Origin of the sequence: Acetobacterium sp. (assembly GCF_041752335.1) — a bacterium.
Taxonomy (GTDB): domain Bacteria; phylum Bacillota; class Clostridia; order Eubacteriales; family Eubacteriaceae; genus Acetobacterium.
The window spans coordinates 17297-36810 of the sequence record NZ_JBGSHG010000033.1 but is presented as its reverse complement, the minus strand read 5'-3'; the positions used below and the strand labels follow the sequence as shown (position 1 = coordinate 36810).

Sequence of the window (19514 nt, the reverse complement as noted above, 5' to 3'; positions counted from 1 at the left end):
TACCATTCACTTAGTTTTTTGACACTCCAACAAAATACTCGGTCTATGGCTAAATTAAAAAACAAGGAGATTTTAAATGATCAGTAAAGAATTAAAAGCACAGGTAGTTGAAGACTACAAAACACACGAAGGTGACACTGGTTCACCAGAAGTACAAATTGCATTGTTAACAGCACGAATTAATGATCTTAATGGACATCTTCAAATCCATAAAAAAGATCATCACTCGCGACGTGGTCTGCTGAAACTGGTTGGACAGCGAAGACGATTATTAACTTATCTGAAAAACAAAGATATCAATCGATATCGTGAACTAATCCAAAGATTAGGCTTAAGAAAATAATTTGGGGCGGAGTATTCCGCCCTTTTTTTTTACCTGAAGGTCATCAATCCTAATGTGGGTATCCGTACCCTGATATGATTGTGACCGTACTCCAGACGGTGTCCAAAAGCACCATTGCTGGCGAATAATAATAGAAAGCGAGAAAAGAATGAATATTTTTGAAACTGAAATTGCCGGACGACCACTCCGCGTGGAGATTGGCGAGGTCGCGCTACTGGCAAAAGGCGCAGCCATGATTAGATATGGCAAAACAGAAATTTTAGCAGTTGTTTCGGCAGCAAAAAAACCTAAAGAAGGCATGGACTTTTTCCCATTAAGCTGTGACTATGAAGAAAAACAATATTCGGTCGGAAAATTTCCCGGCGGTTTTATAAAACGTGAAGGTCGGCCAACTGAAAGAGCCATTTTAAATTGCCGTCTGATGGATCGCCCGATCCGACCGCTGTTCCCCAAAGGCTTTAGAAATGAAGTTCAGGTTATCGCGACGGTGATGTCGGTGGATCAGGATAATGCCCCCGAAATAGCAGCGATGATTGGTGCCTCGATTGTTTTATCGATTTCAGATTTGCCGTTCAATGGTCCCATTGGTTCGGTTGCCATCGGTCTGATTAACGGTGAATACATTGTCAACCCAAATGAAGAACAACGGGCTATTAGTGTTCTTAACTTAATTGTATCGGGAACCAAAGATGCGATTATGATGGTTGAGTCCTCTTCCAATGAAATTTCTGAAGCAGCGATGCTGGAAGCGATTTTACTGGCACATGAAGAAATAAAAAAACTGGTTGCGTTCCAGGAAGAAATCATCGCTGCTGTTGGTAAGGCTAAAGCAGATTATCCGATTTTTGCACCATCAGAAGAAATCAAAGCTGAGATCATTGCGTTCCTTGGCGGCCAATTAAGTGATGCCGTTAAAACGCCGGACAAGATGGAACGACTTGACAACATTGAAAAAATAAAAGAGCTGGTTAAAGAACACTTCTTAGAAATTTATCCGAACCAGAAAATAGAAATTGACGATGTGATCAGTTCACTGGTCAAAAAAGAAATTCGCCGCATGATTCTTGAAGACCGGATTCGCCCGGACAATCGAAGAATGGACGAAATTCGTCAGATTACCGCCAAAATCGACTTTTTGGAAAGACCCCATGGCTCGGGATTATTCACCCGTGGTGAAACCCAGGTTCTTTCAGTTGTCACCCTGGGTGTGCTCGGTGATGTCCAAAAACTGGATGGCTTATCCAATGAAGACTCCAAACGTTATATCCACCATTATAACTTCCCATCATACAGTGTTGGCGAAGCCCGACCATCACGTGGTCCCGGCCGTCGTGAAATCGGTCATGGTGCCCTGGCTGAACGGGCATTGATTCCAGTGCTGCCATCTGAAGATGAATTCCCATACGCAATTCGGGTTGTTTCGGAAGTATTAAGCTCTAATGGTTCAACCTCACAGGCCAGCGTATGCGGCAGTTCGCTGTCACTGATGGCCGCCGGGGTGCCGTTAAAGGCGCCAGTTGCCGGGATTGCCATGGGTCTGATTAAAGAAGATGATAAACTGGCGATTCTGTCTGATATTCAGGGCATGGAAGATTTCCTGGGCGACATGGACTTCAAAGTGGCCGGAACCGCTGATGGCATTACGGCCATCCAGATGGATATTAAAATCGATGGCATCAATAAACAGATTTTAACCGAAGCGCTGGAACAGGCCCGCATTGGCCGACTGCATATTCTGGGTATTATGAATGAAGAAATTGCCGAGTCCCGCAAAGACTTGTCACCCTATGCCCCACGGATCATTATTTTCCAGATCAAACCCGATAAAATCCGCGACGTCATCGGTTCTGGCGGTAAGGTCATTAACAAGATTATTGATGATACCGGGGTTAAAATTGATATTGAAGATGATGGCCGCATTTTCATCGCTTCAGTGGATACCGAATCCGGTAACCGGGCCAAGGAAATCATCGAAAACATTGTCAGAGAAGTTGAAGTTGGCGAAGTGTTAACCGGTAAGGTTGTCCGGATCATGAATTTTGGCGCCTTTGTCTCCCTGCCAGGCGGTAAGGATGGTTTAGTCCATATTTCTAAATTGGCCAATGAACGGGTCAACGCGGTTGAAGATGTGGTTAAAATCGGCGATGAAGTGACTGTTAAGGTTATGGAAATCGACGGTCAGGGCCGAATCAACCTTTCCCGAAAAGCAATGCTGCCCAAGGAATAAGTATGATTAAGAATTATTCAATAAAAAGTTATTCAATTAAAATACTCAACCAGTCGCAGTATCCATTGCCAGAATATCAAACCATTGGTTCTGCCGGGGTGGATTTGCGAGCGAATCTTGAGTCGAACATGATTGTCATGCCCCATAAGGTTTATCAGATTCCAACCGGTATTTTTTTAGAAATGCCGGTTGGAATCGAAGCCCAAATTCGCGCCAGAAGCGGGTTGGCACTTAAACATGGGTTATCGCTGGTCAACGGTATCGGGACCATTGATGCCGATTATCGTGGCGAAATTAAGATAATTCTGATAAACTTACTGGATAAACCTTATCAGCTGGAACCAGGCGAGCGGATTGCCCAAATGGTTTTTGCTGAATATATCAAGGCCGATTTTATCGAAGTTTTCAGCGCTTCTGATTTGGCCGCCAGCGAACGTGGCGGTGGTGGCTTTGGCCATTCCGGAAAATAAAACGCTTCAGATCGTAAAAGTAAGCTAAAGTCATGAACCTTCATTGATTGCTGCACCGCTTTCTAATCGTATCTTTATATCTCAATCTTAAGGTGCAGGTTTACCTGCACCTTTTATCATATCTTTTATTAAAATTATTTAGTTTAAATTTGAATAGTTTAAATTTGAATAATATAAATTCGTGTAATATAAATTCGAGGAGCATCATGGCAACAAATAAAACCACTGCAAAAAAAACAAATCAGAATAAATCAAATAAACGCAAAACTAAAAAGAAACCAGCTCCCAAAGCGGCGAAGCGATTTTCGATCAGTAATATGGCAATTGGAATTTTCTTAATAATTTTGGGAATTTTCTCTATTTATGCTTATATCGACTTTAATGCCGGGATGGTGGGTAACTTTGTCAGCCAGGCCTTTAGCTATTGTTTCGGCGCCCTCACTATTTTTATGTCCCTTTACATTTTTGCCCTGGGGGTGGTACTGTGTCTGAATAAAATTGAGGATTGGTCGACAACCTTTGCTTTAGTCTTTTTATTGTTTGTCAACATGATGATCGGCTTTACTGTTAATGCCCCAAATCTGATGGACTATAGTATCCCTGAGCTATTCAGTTTAGCCCAGTATGGTCAATATGGGGGGATTATCGGAATTCTGCTGGCAGTGTTGTTTATTAAGCTGTTTGCCGTGAAGGGCACCCTGCTGCTGGTGATTGTCAGTTCGGCAATAATCTTAATTTTTATTTTTAGAAACCGGCTTAAAAAATATCTAAACTACATCAAGGACAAAAACGAAAATGCTCCGCCACTTAAAGACCGCCTGAAAGATCGGATTGATGTGATCCGCGACAAGCAGCGGATCAAACAAGAGGTAAAAGCGACTAAGGAACGAACTTCGGAAACCACCTTAATCCCGATGGTCAGCGATTATGATGGCAATGCGCCATTGTTTGAACCTTATCAGATTAATGAGTCTAGTGCTCACCATCAGGGATCTGAAAAACCACTGTTTGAACCAGTAACCGGGGTTATCCCCCCGGCGAAAAAGAAAACCAGACAGGACCCTTTTGGTTTTATCGAAGAAGATGCGGATGAACCGGAAACCCCCATGAAAATTCATGAGAATTTCTTAAAACCACCTAACTTTGACGATTTCGGATCCGCTAAAAAGGATTCTGATAAAATAATCGCTCAAGAAAAAAAAGCTGATGATGAAACCAAGGTCTTAGACTTATCAGCCGTCAGTTTCGAAACAGCCGTGGCGGAATATACCTTTCCATCCTTAGATCTGCTAAACCCGCCGGCCGTTAAAAAGAAATCAAAAAAAGACGATGTCATTAAAAAAGCGAAGATCATCGAAGAGACCTTGAAAAATTTTGGGGTCAAAGCTAAAATCATCGAAGTTAATGTCGGGCCTAGTATTACCCGTTTTGAATTACAGCTTGATCCGGGGGTCAAGGTTAATAAATTCGTTAATCTGTCCAGCGATTTAGCCCTTAGTCTGGCCACCTCCGATATCCGTATTGAAGCACCGATTCCCGGCAAAGCGGCAGTTGGCATTGAAGTACCCAACGATATTTCAGAAATTGTCGGCCTTCGGGAAATTATTGAAACCCCGCAATTTATCAACAGCAAGAGTCCCTTGACCTTTGCCCTGGGGAAAACCCTTTCCGGCGAAAATGTCATTGGTGATATCGGTAAAATGCCCCACGTGCTGATTGCCGGGTCGACTGGATCGGGTAAAAGTGTCTGCATTAACAGCATCATTGTCAGTCTGATCTTTAAATCTTCTCCGGAAGAATTGCGTTTTATTATGATCGATCCCAAAATGGTGGAACTCAATCAGTACAATGCCATTCCGCATCTGCTGATTCCGGTGGTGACTGATCCTAAAAAAGCTTCCTATGCGCTTAACTGGGGCTTGAAAGAAATGACCGATCGGTATATGCTCTTTAAAGAAGCCGCAGTTCGGGATATTGAAGGCTATAACGAACAGATGAGCAAAGCGGGTGAAAAGAAATTGCCGCGGATTGTGATCGTCATTGATGAGTTGGCCGATCTGATGATCACCTCACCAAAAGAATGTGAAAACGCCATTTGCCGAATTGCCCAGCTGGCCAGAGCCTGCGGGATTCATCTGATCATCGCCACCCAACGGCCTTCGGTGGATGTTATCACCGGCTTGATCAAAGCCAATATCCCCTCGCGGATTGCCTTTTCGGTGGCATCAAACACCGATTCCCGGACCATTCTTGATACCGGCGGGGCGGAAAAGCTGCTGGGTAAAGGGGATATGCTCTACTATCCGGTGGGTCAATCGAAACCGACCCGGGTCCAATGTACCTACGTTTCCGATACGGAGATCAATGCCGTGATCGATGCCGTCAAGATTAAAAAGGGGCTACAGTATGATCCGTCCATTGAAGAAGCCATTTCCCAGGAACCGGAGGAGAAACCGCAAAGTCGGGAAGGGGATGTGCTGTTAGAAGATGCCCTCAATATCGCCTTTGAATACAATCAGCTGTCAACCTCGATGCTGCAGCGAAAATTGCAGGTGGGTTATGCCCGGGCCGGTCGAATTATTGATGATCTTGAGGACCGGGGCATTATTTCCGGTCCCAACGGCAGCAAGCCCCGGCAAATTTTAATTACAGAAGATGAATTTAAGAAAAGAGAGTAGGTAACGATGAAGACACTTCACATGACGACCTTGGGATGTGATAAAAATACCATTGACTCAGAAATGATGCTGGGGTTAATTGAAGAAAAAAATTATGAGATTATCGATGATCCCCAGGCGGCCGACATTATTATTGTCAATACCTGTTGTTTTATCCAATCGGCAAAAGAACAGTCGATTGACTACATCCTGGAATACGTTGAGTATAAAAATTCGGGTTCTTGTCAACTATTGATTGTGGCCGGCTGCATGGCCGAGCGATACCATCAGGAGCTGGCGGCTGAAATACCCGAAGTCGACGGATTTTTAGGGGTGGGTCATTTTGATAATATTGTGGAATTACTCACGCATCTGGAAGCCACTGATGATATTGATCAGCAGCGCAAAGAAAAAAAACAAGATAAGCACCAGTATTTTGGCGATATTGATAAAGCCATCATTGAAGCCCGGCGTTATATCAGGGCCGGCACGGTGTCGACCTTTGTCCGCATCAGTGAGGGCTGCGATCACGGCTGTACCTATTGCGTGATCCCCAAGATCCGCGGCAAATACCGTAGCCGCCGCAGTCAGGAGATTTTTAATGAGCTGCAAGTCCTCCAGGAAAAAGGGATCAAAGAAATTATTCTGATTGGCCAGGACATTGCTCCCTATGGGTGCGATCTTGATGAAGGTTTCGACCTGCCCGAGCTGCTTAAAAAAATTGCTACCACGTTTGATTTCACCTGGATCCGGATGATGTATCTCTACCCGGAAGGAATCACCGACAAATTGTTGGCAACTGTCAAACAATATCCGACGATCTGCCAATACTTCGACATCCCGCTGCAGCATCTCAATGATACGGTTTTAAAACGGATGGGTCGCAAGATGAGCTTTGCGCAGATCAGCGAGCTGATTGGCAAGATCCGTAAGACGCTACCCGACGCGGTGCTGCGAACTTCCATTATCACCGGCTTTCCCGGCGAGACCGCGGAGCAACATAACGACCTGATTAAAAAAATTAAATTGTTGCCTTTTGATCATTTAGGGGTATTTAAATATTCACAGGAAGAAAATACCCCGGCCGCTGAATTTGAACATCAAATTGCTGAAGATGAGAAAGAACAGCGCTATAATGAAATTATGATCACCCAGCAAACTATTTCGCATGCCAATAAACAACGTTTTATCGGCAAAACCCTGCCCGTGCTCATCGAAGGCGCGGAAGAAGAGACTTACTTTGGCCGTTTTTATGGCGATGCCCCGGAAATCGATGGCACTGTTTTTGTCGACAGCAGCGATACCCCCTTAATAATCGGAAATTTTTATTCCGTTAAGATAGTCAATGCCTTAGAATATGATTTGATAGGAGATATGCAAAATGAATTTACCAAATAAGATTACCCTTGTCCGAATGGTCATGATTCCGTTCTTCATCGCCGCGTTACTGATCGATTTTCCCTACCACCAGCCGATTGCTGCGGCCTTGTTTATTATCGCCTCGTTAACCGACAGTCTCGATGGGTATCTGGCCCGCAGCCGCAACCTGGTGACTGATTTCGGCAAATTTATGGATCCGCTGGCGGATAAATTACTGGTCTGCTCAGCCCTGATCTGTTTTGTCCAGTTGGGCTCGGTGCCGGCCTGGATGGTGATTATTATCATCGCCCGGGAATTTGCCATCACCGGTTTGCGTTCATTGGCCGCCGCCGACGGCATTATCATCGCGGCCAGCAAATGGGGGAAAGCCAAAACCGTTTCCCAAATGATTGCCATCATCCTGATCCTTTTTCTAAATTGGCCATTTTCACTGCTCAATATTCCGGCGGCAACGATTATGATGTATGTTGCCACCCTGCTGACCTTATATTCCGGAATTGATTATATTCTCCTGAACAAAAAAGTATTCCGTTCAATGTAAGGGACAAGCCCGCAATAATTAGCGACGTTTTAAACGGTTAAACTGTGAAAGGAAATAAATAATGAAATGTGAATTGATTTCTGTCGGTACGGAGCTGTTAGTAGGTGATACCCTCAACACCAATGTCCAATTTTTATCCCGGGAGTTGTCCCTCCTGGGCATTCCTGTCTATTTTCATACGACTGTTGGCGATAATCCCAAACGTTTGGAAGAAGCGGTCAGCATTGCCTTTAACCGCAGTGATCTGATTATTACCACCGGGGGGCTGGGACCTACCCAGGATGACTTAACCAAAGAAGTCATCGCTGAACTCTTCAAAAAAAAGCTGATCCAGGATGACAAGACCAAAGCGGATTTGATGGCATATTTCGTCAATCGGGAATTTCCGATGACCCCCAATAATCTCAAACAGACGTTTATCCCGGAAGGCGCCGAGATTTTATTTAATCCCTGTGGCACCGCCCCCGGGATCCTCCTGAAAGAACAGGGCCGGATCATTATCATGCTGCCGGGACCGCCACGAGAAATGACCCGGGTTTTTGAAGACGCCGTCCTGCCGATTTTAAAACAGGACCATAACCAGCTGGTCATCTCCCGTTATTATAATTTATCGGACATTGGCGAATCGGCGGCTGAAGACCGGCTGCTGGATCTGATCGATGCCCAGGTCAATCCCACCATTGCCACCTATGCCAAGATGGGTGAGGTGCTGATCCGGATTACCGCCAATGGCCATGATGAAAATGAGATGAACGCCTTGCTTGATCGCTATGAAGCGATTATGCTATCGCGTTTTGAAGACAATATCTTTTCATTTTCCAAGGAATCGCTACAGGTAACCGTCTGTAAATTATTGTTGGAAAGAAATATCACCCTGGCTACGGCCGAATCCTGCAGCGGCGGTTTGATAGCCTCCCAACTGACTGAATACCCGGGGATTTCCAAGGTCTTTGGAACCGGTCTGGTGACCTATTCAAATGAAGCAAAAATAAATTTGTTGGGGATAAAAAAAGAAACCCTGGACGTTTATGGGGCAGTCAGCACCGAAACCGCCCGAGAAATGTGCGAAAACCTGCAAAAGCTTTCGCAGGCGATGCTCTCTGTTGCGGTTACCGGGATTGCTGGCCCCGCTGGCGGCAGCACCGAAAAGCCGGTGGGACTGGTTTATATTGGGATCTGTTTTGAGGGAAAAACCGAGGTCTATCCCTACCACTTTAATGGTGATCGAAAAGTTGTCCAGCAAAAAACAGCCAACAAAGTCTTTCATCTAATCCGCAAAACCATAGTTGACAAAGCCTGACAAAATGGATATAATGACGCAAGAACGAACGTTCTAATAAAGAATAGGATGGTTACAAATGGCTGAAAAAACGAAACCAAATAATGAAGAATTAACAGATAAACAAAAAGCTTTGGATGCGGCACTGAAAAACATTGAAAGAAGTTTCGGTAAGGGTGCCGTGATGCGCCTCGGCGATGATGCGGCGAGACTGAATGTGGAAGTCATTTCGACCTCATCCATCGGTTTAGATATGGCGTTGGGGGTTGGCGGGGTTCCCCGGGGACGGGTTGTGGAAATCTATGGACCGGAGTCGTCCGGTAAAACGACGATCGCCCTGCATATCATTGCCGAAGCTCAAAAAGCTGGCGGCAATGCCGCTTTCGTTGATGCTGAACATGCTCTGGATCCCACCTATGCTAAAGCTTTAGGGGTAGACATTGATAATCTGCTGGTAGCCCAACCGGATACCGGTGAACAGGCGATGGAAATTGTTGAAGCCCTGGTCAGAAGTAACGCCATTGACGTGGTCGTCATTGACTCCGTGGCCGCTTTGGTGCCCCGGGCCGAAATTGATGGTGAGATGGGGGATTCCCATATGGGTCTGCAGGCCCGACTGATGTCTCAGGCGCTGCGAAAACTGACCGGCGTGATAAAAAAATCAAACACCACAACGATCTTCATTAATCAGTTGCGCGAAAAAATCGGGGTGATGTTTGGAAACCCCGAAACAACCACGGGTGGAAAAGCCCTTAAATTTTATGCCTCGGTGCGAATCGATGTCCGTCGGATTGAATCTCTGAAAAAGGGTACTGAAATTGTCGGTAACCGGACCCGGGCCAAAATTGTCAAAAACAAAATTGCACCACCGTTTAAACAGGCTGAATTTGACATTATGTACGGCAAAGGCATCTCAAAAGAAGGCGATCTGCTGGATGTCGGTGTGGTTTTCGGGATTGTTGATAAGTCGGGATCCTGGTTTTCATATAAGGAGCAACGATTGGGACAGGGCCGCGATAATTCAAAAGAATATCTAATTGCCAACCCCGAGGTTGCCGTTGCCATCGAAAAAGAAATACGTGAAAAGAATGCATTAAGCAAAATAGTCGCTGAACCTGAAGAGATCGAAGAAAACTTGATCGATGACGATGATCTCTTATAAAAAAATGAATTAATCAGGAAAACGATTCAAAAAAGAGCCTTTTGGGGGTTCTTTTTTTGAATTCTTAAAAATAACCCCTTTGAGTGCCCTTTGTTTCTTGACACTATTTTCAAAAGAGTATAAAATATAGGTCATGATGAGTAGATTAAAAAACATAGCAAATCGTTTATAGGGAGGTGAAAATTATAGACAACATACTAAATATTATTTTATTCATTGGTATCATCGCCGCTTTTGTGATTGGTTATTTTGTACGCAAGAATATTGCCGAAGGCAAGATCAGGAATGCAGAATTGACCGCTACAACAATTGTAAATGATGCCGTTAAAGAAGGCGAAACTTTAAAAAAGGAAATTCTCTTTGATGCCAAGGAAGAATCCTTGAAATTAAAAGAATCCCTTGAAAAAGATAACCGCGAACGCCGAGCCGAGCTTCAGAAACTTGAAAATCGACTTATTCAAAAAGAAGAAAATCTTGAGAAAAAACTAACAAATTTAGAACGCAACGAAGAAGCCCTTACCAAAAGAGGGAAAGAAGTTGAAAAGAAAAAAGAAAAAGTGGATGGCTTATATGATGAGCAGGTGAAAGAGCTTGAGCGTATATCCGGTCTTACTTATGACGAAGCAAAAGAAATTCTGCTTGAGGACATCAGTAAGGATACCCGCCGCGAAGCTGCCATCATGATCCGTCAGATCGAGGTTGAATCAAAGGCCGTTGCTGATAAAAAGGCAAAAGAACTGATTGCCCAATCCATTCAACGTTGTGCCGCCGATCATGTGGCAGAACAAACCATTACCGTGGTCAACTTACCAAATGACGAAATGAAGGGCCGTATTATTGGTCGTGAAGGTCGTAATATCCGAACATTAGAAACATTGACGGGGATTGACCTGATCATTGATGACACCCCAGAAGCAGTTATTCTTTCCGGTTTTGATCCCATCCGCCGGGAAGTAGCCAGACTATCCTTAGAAAAATTGATCATTGATGGTCGCATCCATCCGGCCAGAATTGAAGAGATGGTTAAAAAATCACAAAAAGAAGTCGAAAACCATATCAAGGAAGTTGGGGAACAAGCTTGTTTTGATACTGGAATTCATGGCCTGCATCCTGAGATTGTAAGGCTACTGGGACGGCTTAAATACAGAACCAGTTATGGTCAAAATGTATTGAAGCATTCCATTGAGGTATCCCATCTGGCTGGCATTATGGCAGCGGAATTGGATGGTAACATTAAGGTCGCTAAACGCGCAGGATTATTACATGATATTGGGAAAGCTATTGATCATGAGGTCGAAGGACCCCATGTTGAAATCGGAGTCAATGTATTAAAGAAATACAAAGAAAATAAAAATGTCATTCACGCTGTCGAAGCTCATCATGGTGATGTTGAAGCTCGAACAATGGAAGCTGTTCTGGTTCAGTCAGCAGATGCCATTTCAGCAGCACGACCTGGCGCCAGAAGAGAAACACTGGTTTCCTATATCCAACGATTACAGGAACTTGAAACCATTGCCATGTCGTTTGAAGGCGTTGAGAAATCATATGCCATTCAAGCTGGACGTGAAGTAAGAATTATGGTCAAACCAAATGAAGTTGATGATGATGAAATGATTTTACTGTCACGTGATATTGCCAAGAAGATTGAAGAAGAAATGGAATATCCCGGAAACATTAAGGTTAATCTGATTCGTGAAACAAGAGCAAGCGACTACGCTAAATAGTCTAAAAGGGGAGATAATCTCCCCTTTTTTTAAGCAGTTTTCTTAAGCAGGCAGAAGGAAAAATTTATGAATATATTAATACTGGGCGACGTTTATGGCCGACCCGGAAGAAGAATTTTAAAAGACCAACTGACCCATTTAATTTCGGAACATCAGATCGATTTTACCATCATCAATGGCGAAAATGCTTCTGGCGGTAATGGCCTCTCAACCAAAAATGCCAAAGAATTACTAAGCTTGCCAATTGATGTCATTACCATGGGCAACCATGTCTGGCAGCAAAAAGAATTATTGGAAACCATCGCGGACTTTCCCCAAATTATTCGGCCCCTGAATTATCCGGAGCCATGTCCCGGTAAGGGCTATGATTTTTTTAACTGTGAATTAAAAAGTGGGAGCTCGAAAAAAATCTGTGTTGTCAATTTATCCGGACAGATCTTTATGCCCAACCTGAATTGTCCGTTTAATGCCATGGTTCCTTTAATGGAATCATTAAAAACAGCGGCGGATCTGGTGATCATTGATTTTCATGCCGAAGCTACCTCTGAAAAAATTGCCTTTGGTTATTTTATGGATGGCTGGGCCACGGCAGTGTATGGAACCCACACCCATGTCCAAACCGCCGATGAACGCATCTTAGCCGGTGGAACCGCTTATATTACTGATATCGGCATGACCGGACCCCTTGATGGGGTGATCGGCGTTGATCGCCAAATTATTATTGATACGATGCTGACGAAACGACCCAGTCGTTTTGTGACGGCAACCGGGAATGTTCAGATCAATGGCATCATCCTGGAAGTCGATGATATTGAAAACAAGGTGAGTAAAATCACTCGATTATATGAAACCTACGAAACAGATAAGTAAGTGATAGATTCTGATGAATCCTGACCTTTTATCGAACCATCTTGACTTAATTGAAAGGAAATTATTATGAAAACATATTATGAAAACCCCTTAATCGAACGTTATTCATCAAAGGAAATACTCCATATTTTCTCGGCGGACAACAAATTTCAAAACTGGCGGAAGTTATGGGTGGCCCTGGCTGAAGCCGAACACGAACTGGGCCTCAATATTACCGAGGAGCAGATTGCGGAGCTGAAAGCAAACATTACCAATATTGATTATGAACTGGCGGCAAAAAAAGAAAAAGAACTGCGCCATGATGTGATGGCCCATGTTCATACCTATGGCGCCCAATGTCCCAAAGCCAAAGGGATTATCCACCTCGGCGCCACCAGTGCCTATGTGGGTGATAATACCGACGTCATCGTCTATACCGAAGGATTGGTACATGTTCGCAAACTACTGATTAATCTGATTAAGCATCTCTCCGTCTTTGCGACCAAGCATAAAGATTTACCAACACTAGGGTTTACCCATTTTCAGCCAGCCCAGTTAACTACTGTCGGCAAACGGGCCTGCTTATGGATTCAGGACTTATTAATGGATTTAACGGATCTTGATCACCTGATCGGTAACGTTAAACTGCTCGGGGTCAAGGGAACCACCGGCACCCAGGCCAGTTTTATGGAACTTTTTGACAATGACCATCAAAAAGTTAAGCGCCTGGACGATCTGGTCGCTGCAAAAATGGGGTTCAAAAAGTCTTTTGCGGTTAGTGGACAGACCTATTCACGAAAATTTGATGCCCAGGTTCTGAATGTCTTAAGCGGCATTGCCCAGACCCTGACAAAATTTGCCACCGACATCCGCCTGCTGCAAAATTTAAAAGAGGTGGAAGAACCGTTTGAAAAAAATCAGATCGGTTCCTCGGCCATGGCCTACAAGCGCAACCCGATGCGATCGGAACGGATCTGTGCGCTGGCCCGTTATGTGATCGTCAATGCTCTTAATCCGGCCTTGACGGCTTCGGGACAATGGTTTGAACGGACTCTGGATGATTCGGCCAACAAGCGGATCAGTATCCCCGAAGGCTTTTTAGCCACCGATGCGATCCTGATGATCGCCATGAATGTATCGGAGAACCTCGTTGTTTACCCCAAGGTTATTCTCCAGCACATCAATGCCGAGCTGCCCTTTATGGTCACCGAAAACATTATTATGGAAGGTGTGAAAAAAGGCGGCGACCGTCAGGATCTTCATGAAAAAATCAGAGTCCTGTCGATGGAAGCCGGCCATACCGTTAAAGTCGAAGGAAAGCCCAATGATTTAATTGAAAGAATCCTGAAAGATCCGTCGTTTAATCTCAAAGCTGAAGATGTCGATGCCCTCTTGGATCCGATCCTTTACGTCGGTAGAGCACCCCAGCAGGTTGAAGATTTTATTAGCGAAGAAGTGAACCCGGTCCTGGAAGCTAACCGGGAATTGCTTGATTTAAATAAGATTGACTTAAAAGTCTAAGCCTTGCCGCATTGTAAAAAAATAAATATGAGTAAAAAAACAAAACATAACTATTGACAAGTACCGCACCAGCAATTATAATATAGTAGTTGCTGTTGTAGGGGTATAGCTCAGTTGGTAGAGCAGTGGTCTCCAAAACCACGTGCCTGAGGTTCGAGTCCTCATACCCCTGCCATTTTAGTGAACCAAACTTCGATTCTTTTGAGTCGGAGTTTTTTTTATCTTTAGAGGCTACTCTTAGCGCTTATTATTTAAGAGTCCCAGAATAAAAATAATGCCAATAATGAAAGAACTTAAATTAAACTTTCATATTTTTAAAAATACTTACAGTATTTACTGAAACTGAAGATAAAAAAGGGATTATTACCAATTGTCTTTCAAAAATGCACAAAATAATTGTAAATTAACTTTATCTGGATCATCTTTTAAGGTATAATTATATAAAAATAAGTGAGATAGAGGAGATTGATGATGAATCGTATTTTTTCGGAAATTACCCCTGAAATTATAGAGTATAGCGAATTATGTCTAAAAAATAGCTACATCGAACCGGAGTTATATAAAAAATATCAAGTTAACCGCGGTCTGCGAGATTTAGACGGCAATGGTGTCTTAACCGGCTTGACTGAAATATCGGAAATCCAGGCCTATATCTTTGAAGAAGGCAAAAAAATCGGAACCGAAGGAAAACTTTTTTATCGCGGCGTCGACGTTCAAAAGATGGTCGATGGCTTTGTCAAAGAAAAACGTTTTGGCTTTGAAGAAGTGGTCTATCTGCTGCTGTTTGGTGATCAGCCCAATCAACAGGAGCTCAATAGTTTTACCAGGGTGCTTGGTAATTATCGCAGCCTGCCAACCAGTTTTGTCCGGGATATCATCATGAAAGCGCCAAGTTCTGATATGATGAATACCCTGGCCAGAAGTGTATTAACGCTTTTTTCATATGATGATAACGCCAGCAATGTTTCCATTCCCAATGTCCTCAGACAATCCCTGGAACTGATCGCGCTGTTTCCGTTATTGGCGGTCTACGGTTATCAGACCTATAAGCATTATCATGATGATCAGAGTCTCTTTATTCATCAGCCCCAACCGGAGCTGTCAACCGCCGAGAATATCCTGTACATCCTGCGACCCGACAGCCAGTATACCGAGCTTGAAGCGCGGATTCTGGATATCGCCCTGGTTCTTCATGCCGAACATGGCGGTGGCAATAACTCAACCTTTACCACCCATGTGGTTTCGTCCTCCGGCACCGATACCTATTCGGTGATTGCGGCTTCGCTAGGTTCGTTAAAAGGCCCCAAACACGGCGGCGCCAATATCAAAGTGGTGGAAATGTTTGATGACATGAAGAAAAATCTGGACGATTGGACCGACGAAAAACAGGTGCGCCAATATCTGGTCGATCTGCTGCATAAACGGGCCTTTGATAATGCCGGTTTGATTTACGGGATGGGCCATGCCATCTATTCGGTATCGGATCCCCGGGCCAATGTCTTTAAAGGCTTTGTCCGCAGTCTGTCCGAAGAAAAAGGGTTGCATGATGAGTTTGAACTCTATTCCATGGTCGAACGACTGGCCCCGGAAGTGATCGGCGAAGAACGAAAAATCTACAAAGGTGTCAGCGCCAATGTCGATTTCTACAGTGGCTTTGTTTACAGCATGCTGGGATTACCGCTGGAACTCTTTACCCCGATTTTTGCCATCGCCCGAATTGCCGGCTGGAGCGCCCACCGGCTGGAAGAACTGATCAATGCCGGTAAAATTATTCGACCGGCTTATATGAACGTCAGCGAACGTCGTGATTACGAACCATTGGACGAACGAAAATAAGTTTTTAATCACAGTGTCTATTTTACCGGCAAGTAAAAATATCTCAGTGTTTGTATAGTCTTCCTGATCTGTTCTGTGCTAGAATAGATCAGGAAGCTTTTTTTATCGCTATTTTATTTTGCGGCGCTCAGTCATTGTCGTAAGTAATTGTAACAAAATTGTTTCTTTATTATGGGTTTAAATTAGTGTATAATGTTACATATGAAAAAAATGAGGTTAAGATGTTTGATAATTTTAATGACATTGGTGAATCAGTAAAAGGTGGCAAAAAGGGAACCCTGGTTGTCGCTGCTGCTGCGGAAGGTGACTTGTTAAAAGCGCTTTCAACAGCAAACGAAGTATACCTGGATCGCGTCATTCTTGTTGGCAGTCGAGCAAAGATCGAAACGATCAGCATTAGTGAAAGCGTAAACATCAGTAAAATGGAAATCATTGACGTTGCCGATATGGCGGCAGCCTGTGAAAAGGCTGTGGCCCTGGTTCGTCAGGGCCAGGCAGATTTTATTATGAAGGGTCTGGTGGATACCGCTATATTCTTAAAAGCCGTGATCAACAAGGCTGATGGTCTGATGGTTGGCCACCTGCTGAGCAGTATTATGATGGTCCGGATCGCTACCTATCACAAATTTTTGATTTTGTCTGATGGCGGCATGATCATCGATCCGGATCTCGAAAAAAAGCAAGGGATTATCACCAATGCTGTCGAGTTTTCCCGTTTGCTGGGAATTTCTCCGATTAAGGTTGGCTGCCTGGCGGCCAAAGAGAAGGTTAATCCTAAAATGCCGGCAACGGTGGATGGGGCCGCCTTAAAGCAATTATCTCAAAACCACTTTTGGGGTTCGGATGTGCTGGTTGAAGGCCCGATTGCCATGGATCTGCTGATCTCCAAAAAAGCCGCTCAGGTCAAAGGTTTTGTTTCGGAGGTGGCGGGGGATGCCGACGTGATTATCATGCCCAACATTGAAACCGGTAATGCCATCATAAAAGTAATGACTCATTTGGGTCATGCCCAATTGGGAGGAATCGTCATGGGTGCCTGTGTACCGATTATTTTGACGTCCCGCTCAGATTCTTATGAAAATAAATTAAATTCCATTATTCTCGGGGCCTTTTTAACCCAGAATAGGGATAATTGTCACCAAATACGAGAGGAGCATCAAGAAAGAAATGAAACTATTATTAACAGGAAATGAAGCCATCGCCAGAGGGGCCTGGGAGGCTGGGGTGAAGTTTGCCACAGCCTATCCGGGAACCCCCAGCACTGAAATTTTAGAAAACGTCGCGACGTATCCGGAAATTATCTCGGAATGGGCCCCCAATGAAAAGGTTGCCCTGGAAGCTGCGGCTGGCGCCGCCATTGGTGGCGTGCGAAGCTTATGTGCGATGAAACACGTGGGCGTCAATGTGGCCACCGATCCGCTGTTTACCTTTGCCTATCTGGGGGTTAACGCCGGGGCAGTGCTGGTCACCGCCGACGAACCCGGGATGCATTCATCGCAAAACGAACAGGATAACCGCAATTATGCCCGACATGCCAAGGTTTGTCTATTTGAGCCATCCGACAGCCAGGAAGCCAAGGATATGCTTAAAGAAGCTTATGCTGTCAGTGAAGCCTATGATATGCCGGTGTTATTTCGGATGACTACCCGGGTCTGTCACTCCAAGTCAATTGTCGACTGCAGCGACCGGGTCGAGCCAGCTGATAAGCCCTACGAAAAGAATATCCGCAAATATTGCCCGCTGCCGGCCTTTGCCCGGGGTATGCAGGTGAAACTGGCCGATAATTTCACCCGACTGGAAGACTATTCCAACAATTCACCCTTTAATTATATTGAAGACAATGGTGCCGACATTGGCATTATCGGCTCCGGGGTGGCCTATCGCTATGCCAAGGAAGTATTTGGGAAAACCGTTTCCTATTTAAAAATTGGTTTCTCTTATCCGCTGCCGATGGCAAAAATTGCCGCCTTCGCCAAAGGGAAAAAGACTCTTTACATCTTTGAAGAAAATGATCCGATTATGGAAACCGAAATCAAAGCCGCCGGAATTGACTGTATCGGTAAAGACAAATTACCTGCGATGGGTGAATTGACCCCCGATCGGGTCCGCAAAGCGCTGTTAAACGAGGATCCCCAAATTATTGAGCCGAACCCGGAAATGGTCTTACCGCGACCGCCAGCCCTATGTGCCGGATGTCCGCATCGCGGCGTATTTTATGAACTGGGTCGACGCAAAGATCTGATGATCTTTAGTGATATTGGCTGTTACTCGTTGGGCCTGATGCCCCCCTACAACGCCACCGATGCAATGATCTGCATGGGTGCCAGCATCAGTGCCGGTCATGGGATCCAAAAAGCTTTTGACATCAAAGGCGATCATTCCAAAAAAGTGGTCTCGATTCTTGGCGATTCGACCTTTTTCCATTCCGGCATTACCAGTCTGATCGATGTGACCTATAATAAAAGCAATACCTTAACCATTATCCTGGATAACCGCATTACCGGAATGACCGGTCACCAGCAGAATCCCGGCACCGGTTATGATTTAAGTGGCGAAGCAGCGCCAATGATTGACATCGAAGCGATGGTTAAAGCCTGCGGCGTCAAAAACCTGATCTCCATCGACCCCAATAATCTCCAGATTGTTCAAGAAGCCATTGAATGGGGCTTAAACGTGGAGGGACCGGCGGTTATCATTACCCGGTGGCCCTGTGTGCTTAAAAAGTTCTCGGCCCAGGATAATGAAGAGTTCCCAACGGCCTTTAAAATGGTGGCCACCGTCGATGTCGAAAAATGCATCGGCTGTAAAAAATGCCTGAAGTCCGGTTGTCCGGCCCTGGCCTTTGATCGCGCCAATAAAAAATCGGGCATTTTAAAAGAAACCTGTGTGGGCTGTGGTGTTTGTGCGCAGATCTGTCCCAAACAAGCCATTACCGTGGAGGTGAGATAGCAATGGAAACAAAAAATATTGTCTTAGTAGGGGTTGGCGGTCAAGGCACGATTTTAGCGGCCAAACTGTTAACCACCGGTTTAATGGAAGCCGGTTTTGACGTTAAAATGAGCGAAATCCATGGCATGAGTCAGCGCGGCGGCTCGGTTTCGTCTTTGGTGCGTTATGGTGATGATGTCCAGTCGCCGGTGATTGAGATCGGCAGTGCCGATATCGTCGTGGCCTTTGAAAAAATGGAAGGGCTGCGGTCCCTGGAATACCTCAAACCGACCGGCAAGATGATCGTCAATGACACGGAGATCTCTCCGCTGTCGGTGATTATCGGAGCCGCCACTTATCCCGACACTATCCTTGAGGAAATTAGCAGCAAGGTGAATCTGCGGGTCATGTCCGCCACAAAAATGGCCGAAGAACTGGGCAATCCCAAGGTCATGAATGTGATTCTGCTGGGTTCGATCATCAAATCGATGGGCTTAACCGATATCGATTGGGAAGCCATTATTGGCGAGAATGTCAAAGCACAATTTAAAGATCTTAATGTCAAAGCCCTGCAGGCCGGCATGGATGCAGTATAAA

Annotated in this window: 15 protein-coding genes and 1 tRNA gene; all 16 read left to right on the top strand. The window is 44.8% G+C overall.

All coding sequences use genetic code 11. The features are described 5' to 3' along the window. Window positions 1-76 precede the first annotated feature (76 nt). The 16 genes from rpsO (at window position 77) to ACEW8F_RS04800 (ending at window position 19513) form a co-directional block, all read left to right on the top strand. Window positions 77-343, top strand: coding sequence for a 30S ribosomal protein S15 (gene rpsO, locus ACEW8F_RS04875; RefSeq protein ID WP_026393168.1), 267 nt, complete (start codon window positions 77-79; stop codon window positions 341-343). Between the two features lie 148 nt (window positions 344-491). Beyond that, window positions 492-2570, top strand: a complete 2079-nt coding sequence (locus ACEW8F_RS04870) for a polyribonucleotide nucleotidyltransferase (protein WP_373482350.1) — start codon at window positions 492-494, stop codon at window positions 2568-2570. Between the two features lie 2 nt (window positions 2571-2572). After that, window positions 2573-3040: a dUTP diphosphatase gene (gene dut, locus ACEW8F_RS04865; RefSeq protein WP_373482349.1), complete on the top strand. Its 468-nt coding sequence runs from the start codon at window positions 2573-2575 to the stop codon at window positions 3038-3040. Between the two features lie 206 nt (window positions 3041-3246). Continuing rightward, on the top strand, window positions 3247-5718 hold the full coding sequence (locus ACEW8F_RS04860) for a DNA translocase FtsK 4TM domain-containing protein (RefSeq protein ID WP_373482348.1): 2472 nt from the start codon (window positions 3247-3249) through the stop codon (window positions 5716-5718). Window positions 5719-5724: 6 nt separating this feature from the next. Then, the gene (gene rimO / locus ACEW8F_RS04855) at window positions 5725-7095 is read left to right on the top strand and encodes a 30S ribosomal protein S12 methylthiotransferase RimO (RefSeq protein ID WP_373482347.1); all 1371 of its coding nucleotides are present in this window, start codon (window positions 5725-5727) and stop codon (window positions 7093-7095) included. Next, window positions 7079-7618: a CDP-diacylglycerol--glycerol-3-phosphate 3-phosphatidyltransferase gene (pgsA, locus tag ACEW8F_RS04850; protein WP_373482346.1), complete on the top strand. Its 540-nt coding sequence runs from the start codon at window positions 7079-7081 to the stop codon at window positions 7616-7618. The genes rimO and pgsA overlap by 17 nt, the downstream gene beginning before the upstream one ends. A 61-nt stretch (window positions 7619-7679) precedes the next feature. Continuing rightward, a complete protein-coding gene (locus ACEW8F_RS04845; RefSeq protein ID WP_373482345.1) occupies window positions 7680-8918 on the top strand; it encodes a competence/damage-inducible protein A in 1239 nt (412 codons plus the stop codon). Window positions 8919-8976: 58 nt separating this feature from the next. Next, window positions 8977-10059 (top strand): recombinase RecA, encoded by a 1083-nt coding sequence (recA, locus tag ACEW8F_RS04840; protein ID WP_373482344.1) that lies wholly within the window; start codon window positions 8977-8979, stop codon window positions 10057-10059. A 176-nt stretch (window positions 10060-10235) separates the two neighbouring features. Beyond that, the gene (gene rny / locus ACEW8F_RS04835; protein WP_373482343.1) at window positions 10236-11783 is read left to right on the top strand and encodes a ribonuclease Y; all 1548 of its coding nucleotides are present in this window, start codon (window positions 10236-10238) and stop codon (window positions 11781-11783) included. 66 nt (window positions 11784-11849) lie between these two features. Further along, window positions 11850-12653 carry a TIGR00282 family metallophosphoesterase gene (locus tag ACEW8F_RS04830; RefSeq protein WP_373482342.1) on the top strand — a complete coding sequence of 268 codons (804 nt, stop codon included), beginning with the start codon at window positions 11850-11852 and terminating at the stop codon, window positions 12651-12653. Window positions 12654-12719: 66 nt separating this feature from the next. Continuing rightward, window positions 12720-14153, top strand: a complete 1434-nt coding sequence (gene purB / locus ACEW8F_RS04825; RefSeq protein ID WP_373482341.1) for an adenylosuccinate lyase — start codon at window positions 12720-12722, stop codon at window positions 14151-14153. A gap of 99 nt (window positions 14154-14252) precedes the next feature. Beyond that, window positions 14253-14328 (top strand) — tRNA-Trp (locus tag ACEW8F_RS04820). A 293-nt stretch (window positions 14329-14621) separates the two neighbouring features. Further along, window positions 14622-15989, top strand: coding sequence for a citrate/2-methylcitrate synthase (locus tag ACEW8F_RS04815; RefSeq protein ID WP_373482340.1), 1368 nt, complete (start codon window positions 14622-14624; stop codon window positions 15987-15989). A 221-nt stretch (window positions 15990-16210) separates the two neighbouring features. Further along, window positions 16211-17182 carry a phosphate acyltransferase gene (locus ACEW8F_RS04810; protein WP_373482339.1) on the top strand — a complete coding sequence of 324 codons (972 nt, stop codon included), beginning with the start codon at window positions 16211-16213 and terminating at the stop codon, window positions 17180-17182. After that, a complete protein-coding gene (iorA, locus tag ACEW8F_RS04805) occupies window positions 17157-18938 on the top strand; it encodes an indolepyruvate ferredoxin oxidoreductase subunit alpha (RefSeq protein WP_373482338.1) in 1782 nt (593 codons plus the stop codon). The genes ACEW8F_RS04810 and iorA overlap by 26 nt, the downstream gene beginning before the upstream one ends. A 2-nt stretch (window positions 18939-18940) precedes the next feature. After that, window positions 18941-19513: an indolepyruvate oxidoreductase subunit beta gene (locus ACEW8F_RS04800; protein WP_373482337.1), complete on the top strand. Its 573-nt coding sequence runs from the start codon at window positions 18941-18943 to the stop codon at window positions 19511-19513. Window position 19514: the final 1 nt, after the last annotated feature.

Excerpts from the sequence above, each read along its gene's own strand:
- dut (WP_373482349.1), top strand. The coding sequence starts at position 2,573 with ATGATTAAGAATTATTCAATAAAAAGTTATTCAATTAAAATACTCAAC.
- recA (WP_373482344.1), top strand. The coding sequence starts at position 8,977 with ATGGCTGAAAAAACGAAACCAAATAATGAAGAATTAACAGATAAACAA.
- ACEW8F_RS04830 (WP_373482342.1), top strand. The coding sequence starts at position 11,850 with ATGAATATATTAATACTGGGCGACGTTTATGGCCGACCCGGAAGAAGA.
- rpsO (WP_026393168.1), top strand. The coding sequence starts at position 77 with ATGATCAGTAAAGAATTAAAAGCACAGGTAGTTGAAGACTACAAAACA.
- pgsA (WP_373482346.1), top strand. The coding sequence starts at position 7,079 with ATGAATTTACCAAATAAGATTACCCTTGTCCGAATGGTCATGATTCCG.
- iorA (WP_373482338.1), top strand. The coding sequence starts at position 17,157 with ATGAAACTATTATTAACAGGAAATGAAGCCATCGCCAGAGGGGCCTGG.
- purB (WP_373482341.1), top strand. The coding sequence starts at position 12,720 with ATGAAAACATATTATGAAAACCCCTTAATCGAACGTTATTCATCAAAG.
- ACEW8F_RS04870 (WP_373482350.1), top strand. The coding sequence starts at position 492 with ATGAATATTTTTGAAACTGAAATTGCCGGACGACCACTCCGCGTGGAG.
- ACEW8F_RS04845 (WP_373482345.1), top strand. The coding sequence starts at position 7,680 with ATGAAATGTGAATTGATTTCTGTCGGTACGGAGCTGTTAGTAGGTGAT.
- ACEW8F_RS04810 (WP_373482339.1), top strand. The coding sequence starts at position 16,211 with ATGTTTGATAATTTTAATGACATTGGTGAATCAGTAAAAGGTGGCAAA.
- ACEW8F_RS04815 (WP_373482340.1), top strand. The coding sequence starts at position 14,622 with ATGATGAATCGTATTTTTTCGGAAATTACCCCTGAAATTATAGAGTAT.
- rimO (WP_373482347.1), top strand. The coding sequence starts at position 5,725 with ATGAAGACACTTCACATGACGACCTTGGGATGTGATAAAAATACCATT.
- ACEW8F_RS04800 (WP_373482337.1), top strand. The coding sequence starts at position 18,941 with ATGGAAACAAAAAATATTGTCTTAGTAGGGGTTGGCGGTCAAGGCACG.
- ACEW8F_RS04860 (WP_373482348.1), top strand. The coding sequence starts at position 3,247 with ATGGCAACAAATAAAACCACTGCAAAAAAAACAAATCAGAATAAATCA.